The following is a 3240-nucleotide window of genomic DNA, read 5'->3' as shown; positions in this document are numbered from 1 at the left end:
CCCCAGTTTTTCAAGCTCCTCACGGATAGTTTTAAAGTTATACACTTCTCCGTTAAAGACAATAATGTAATTTCCGCAGTCAGAAACAAAGGGTTGATGTCCGTGCGAGGTAACATCTTGGATAGAGAGACGGTTATGTCCTAAATGAACATATTGACCACTTATCTGCTCTACAAATGTCCCGCTGTCATCCGGCCCGCGATAGGCCTGAACTTTCAACATCTTCTCTACGGTATGGTCCGTTCGCTCTTTAGAGATAAAGCCGACTATTCCGCACATAAGAGACCCCTCATCTAACTTTGTCTCTCATTATCATTCAAAATAGAATTGATTAGGTTCTTCCACTCTTTCATAATTACATCTACTCTAAAATCTTCAGCTCGCTGAATACCATCTTTAGAGTATTGAGCCAGTTTCGCATCATCATTAAGCAGTTGATGCAAGGTCTCTATCCACAACTGCTCTCGTTCGTCCAATGGCTCATCTGCTTCCACAAACGCATTTGTAAATACGGGCATGAGTACGCCATAACCTTCAAAGTTCGCTGCACTCAACAGAGTCTCGTTTTCCAATGCTGGGCATATAATCTCACCAGGACCAGATTTACAGTTAGTTGAGACAACAGGGGTGCCACAGGCCATAGCTTCTACTATAGTATTGCCAAAGCCTTCCCATAACGATGTCATAACGAATAGTTTTGAAGAGCCGACGAACTTAAATGGGTTCTTTTGAAAACCCATAAAGTAGACATCATAACTGTCATCAAATAGATTTTCTGACCAGCTTGAATACGTTTTCAAATCCAACTTTTCTGATAGGTCGATCAGTTTCTCTTTGATCTCTCCATCGCCTAAAATGACAAGTTTTAAATCGGGAATCAGCTTTTTCAGCTCTTTGAAAATTCTAAGTAAAAACCATTGCCCTTTCTGAATGGTCAACCGACCAGTAATGGTCAGCACTTGGTGTGAAAACAGAGAAGTAAACTCTCCCAACTCCTCTCTTGCCGATGTTTTAATTTCATCAACATTATAAGGGTTATATATCGTCATTATCGCATCTTGATTGATCCCGAGTTTCTTCACAAAGCTCTCTCGAATGCCTTCAGAGACCGTAACGATTTTTGAGACACTTCTTGCAGAGTAGATATACTTTATCACCCGATTAACGAGTTTTCCCTGTATATCTTTTATAGCAGCAAAACGATTTTCATGAACTACCAAAATACTGTTTTTACCCCCACTAAAAACATTGGGCAGGTTCGCCAACTCTCCATGGCTGATAACAAGGTCGAAACAGTGTTTCTTTTTCAATCGTTTTAACTTTAATGTAGCCATTGTAATGTTATATAACCGTTTGAACAGACCTCTGTCCATCAATAAGACGTGCAAGTCGATCATCTTTCCGCTATATGGATAATCGATATGGAACGTATCCATGACGATCAGCGTCACATCAAAATATTTACTAAGCTCTTCCACTTCAACAACTGCTACTTTTTCCAAACCTCCATTAGCAAGGAAAGGAGTAATTATCGCTATTTTTTTCATGCTTTTCCCCTCTCTACTGCTTTGGCCGATTTTCGGTGTTTATGTAAAATACTTAATGAGAAAACAATGAACACAACTTCGAATGTAAAACGGTACCTGGCTGCTGTTCCAAAATTATAGACTACAAGACCATAGATAAACATCCCAACGAAAAAATAGATTAAGAGAAAAGTTATAAACCGATCTTTCACTATTTTCTGTTCTTCATAAATTTTATATATCATGTAAAAGACAACTATATTCTCAACAGACTGTACCAGTTGCAGTGGATTACGGACTTCCCAAATCATCGGTTTTAATACCATATAGAATGAGCCGATAAATCCGGTGAATAAAAAGTCTACATAACCCGCAATAGGAATATAGTCTTCTCTATTTCCACCATCCTCCGCATACATAGAGCGCCGTATACTGTTGATATCATCAATAGAAAACATACTCCCAAAAGCCACTAGCAATATAAGCAGGAAACTTACTCTAATAAGTGTTTTTTTACTTTTAAGATTACGCTTCTCTATACTTTTATACATCAGTATGGCCGCAATAAAGATAAGAAAATTTTGAGTTTTTATGTATAACAAAGGAGCCGCGATCAGAATAGACAACAGCATCTGCTTTCTATACAGGGCATATATGCTAAGAATCATAAACAGTAAAATCAACATGTCCCGAAGACTTACCGCAGCATAAAGAGCAAAACTTGGGAAGAGAAGGTAGAACAGCATAGCATTTCCGACTAAAAGCTTTTTTTTGTACAAAAAGATAAACAGAAATGCATATAGTAGGAAGTTGATGATGCTAATTGAATAGACACTCTTTATTGAGAGCATAGGAGACAGAGCAAACATGAGACTGGAGAAAGCCACCTTCGATGACCTCTCATACTGCTCATAATTCATAAAGTCCAATGAATCCCGGATTGCAACTGTACTTTCAACATAACGAAGTTGATCGGGCATGTAAGATACTGGAAATAAAAAATCATTTGTCAGGAAAACAAGTAACAGATGCAAAAGGACAAACACGTAGTATTTCATCGGTACTTTCAGTACATAAAACCCGATAAAAACAACACATGCTGCATATACAGCGTTAAGAAAATCCATAACTATCTTTATATTTTAAATCAATGTATTGCATTATACTTTATTGATAATTATTCAAGCCCAAGCACTCTCTGATACTGCTTAAAAACCTCGTCCTCGGTAAATGCCTTAACGCCCTCTGCTAAACGCTGAGAAGGGATAGGGTTGTCTAAAGCTTTCTTAATTCCTAGAGCCATTGCCTTGGGGTCATGCATGGGCACAATATAACCGTACTTTTCATTTTGAAGCACTTCTCTTGGACCCGTTGGACAATCAGTCGATACAGGAGTACAACCGCACATCATCGCTTCAACAAGAACATTTGGCAATCCTTCCACATATGAGGACAGAACAAAGACGTCTGCTTTACTGTAGTATTTGAGAGGATTTTCCTGAAATCCTAAAAGTTTAATATTAGAGGAAAGGTTCTCTCTTGCGATAAGCCTTTCAAGTTCATCTCTCATAGGGCCTTCTCCAAGCATAATGAGCTTTATATCTTGAGTTTTTGACAACTCTTTTACCGCCATTATCAAATCGGGATAACCTTTTTCAGGCGCGAGTCTTCCTGCGGAAACAATGACAGGAGCTGTCTTGTTTGTTAGCCATGG

Annotated in this window: 3 protein-coding genes and 1 pseudogene; all 4 read right to left on the bottom strand. The window is 38.5% G+C overall.

What is annotated here, in order from left to right; genetic code table 11:
• Positions 1–279: pseudogene (locus ABYK33_RS14840) on the bottom strand (asparagine synthetase B); the annotation flags it as partial.
• 14 nt (positions 280–293) lie between these two features.
• On the bottom strand, positions 294–1547 hold the full coding sequence (locus ABYK33_RS14835) for a glycosyltransferase (RefSeq protein ID WP_373034083.1): 1254 nt from the start codon (positions 1545–1547) through the stop codon (positions 294–296).
• Entirely contained in the window at positions 1544–2653 is a 1110-nt protein-coding gene (locus ABYK33_RS14830; protein ID WP_373034082.1) for a hypothetical protein, read from the bottom strand. Before ABYK33_RS14830 ends, ABYK33_RS14835 begins: the two co-directional genes overlap by 4 nt.
• Positions 2654–2703: 50 nt before the next feature.
• Positions 2704–3240 (bottom strand): glycosyltransferase (locus tag ABYK33_RS14825; RefSeq protein WP_373034081.1); only part of this gene is annotated, 537 nt, incomplete at its 5' end.

The organism is Sulfurovum sp. (assembly GCF_041562805.1).
Lineage (GTDB): Bacteria > Campylobacterota > Campylobacteria > Campylobacterales > Sulfurovaceae > Sulfurovum.
Note: the sequence above shows the minus strand (reverse complement) of the source record. Positions and strands in the feature narration are given on the sequence as shown.

What these genes read in the sequence shown, in the direction of transcription:
- ABYK33_RS14830 (WP_373034082.1), bottom strand. Translation starts at nt 2,653, where the DNA reads ATGGATTTTCTTAACGCTGTATATGCAGCATGTGTTGTTTTTATCGGG.
- ABYK33_RS14835 (WP_373034083.1), bottom strand. Translation starts at nt 1,547, where the DNA reads ATGAAAAAAATAGCGATAATTACTCCTTTCCTTGCTAATGGAGGTTTG.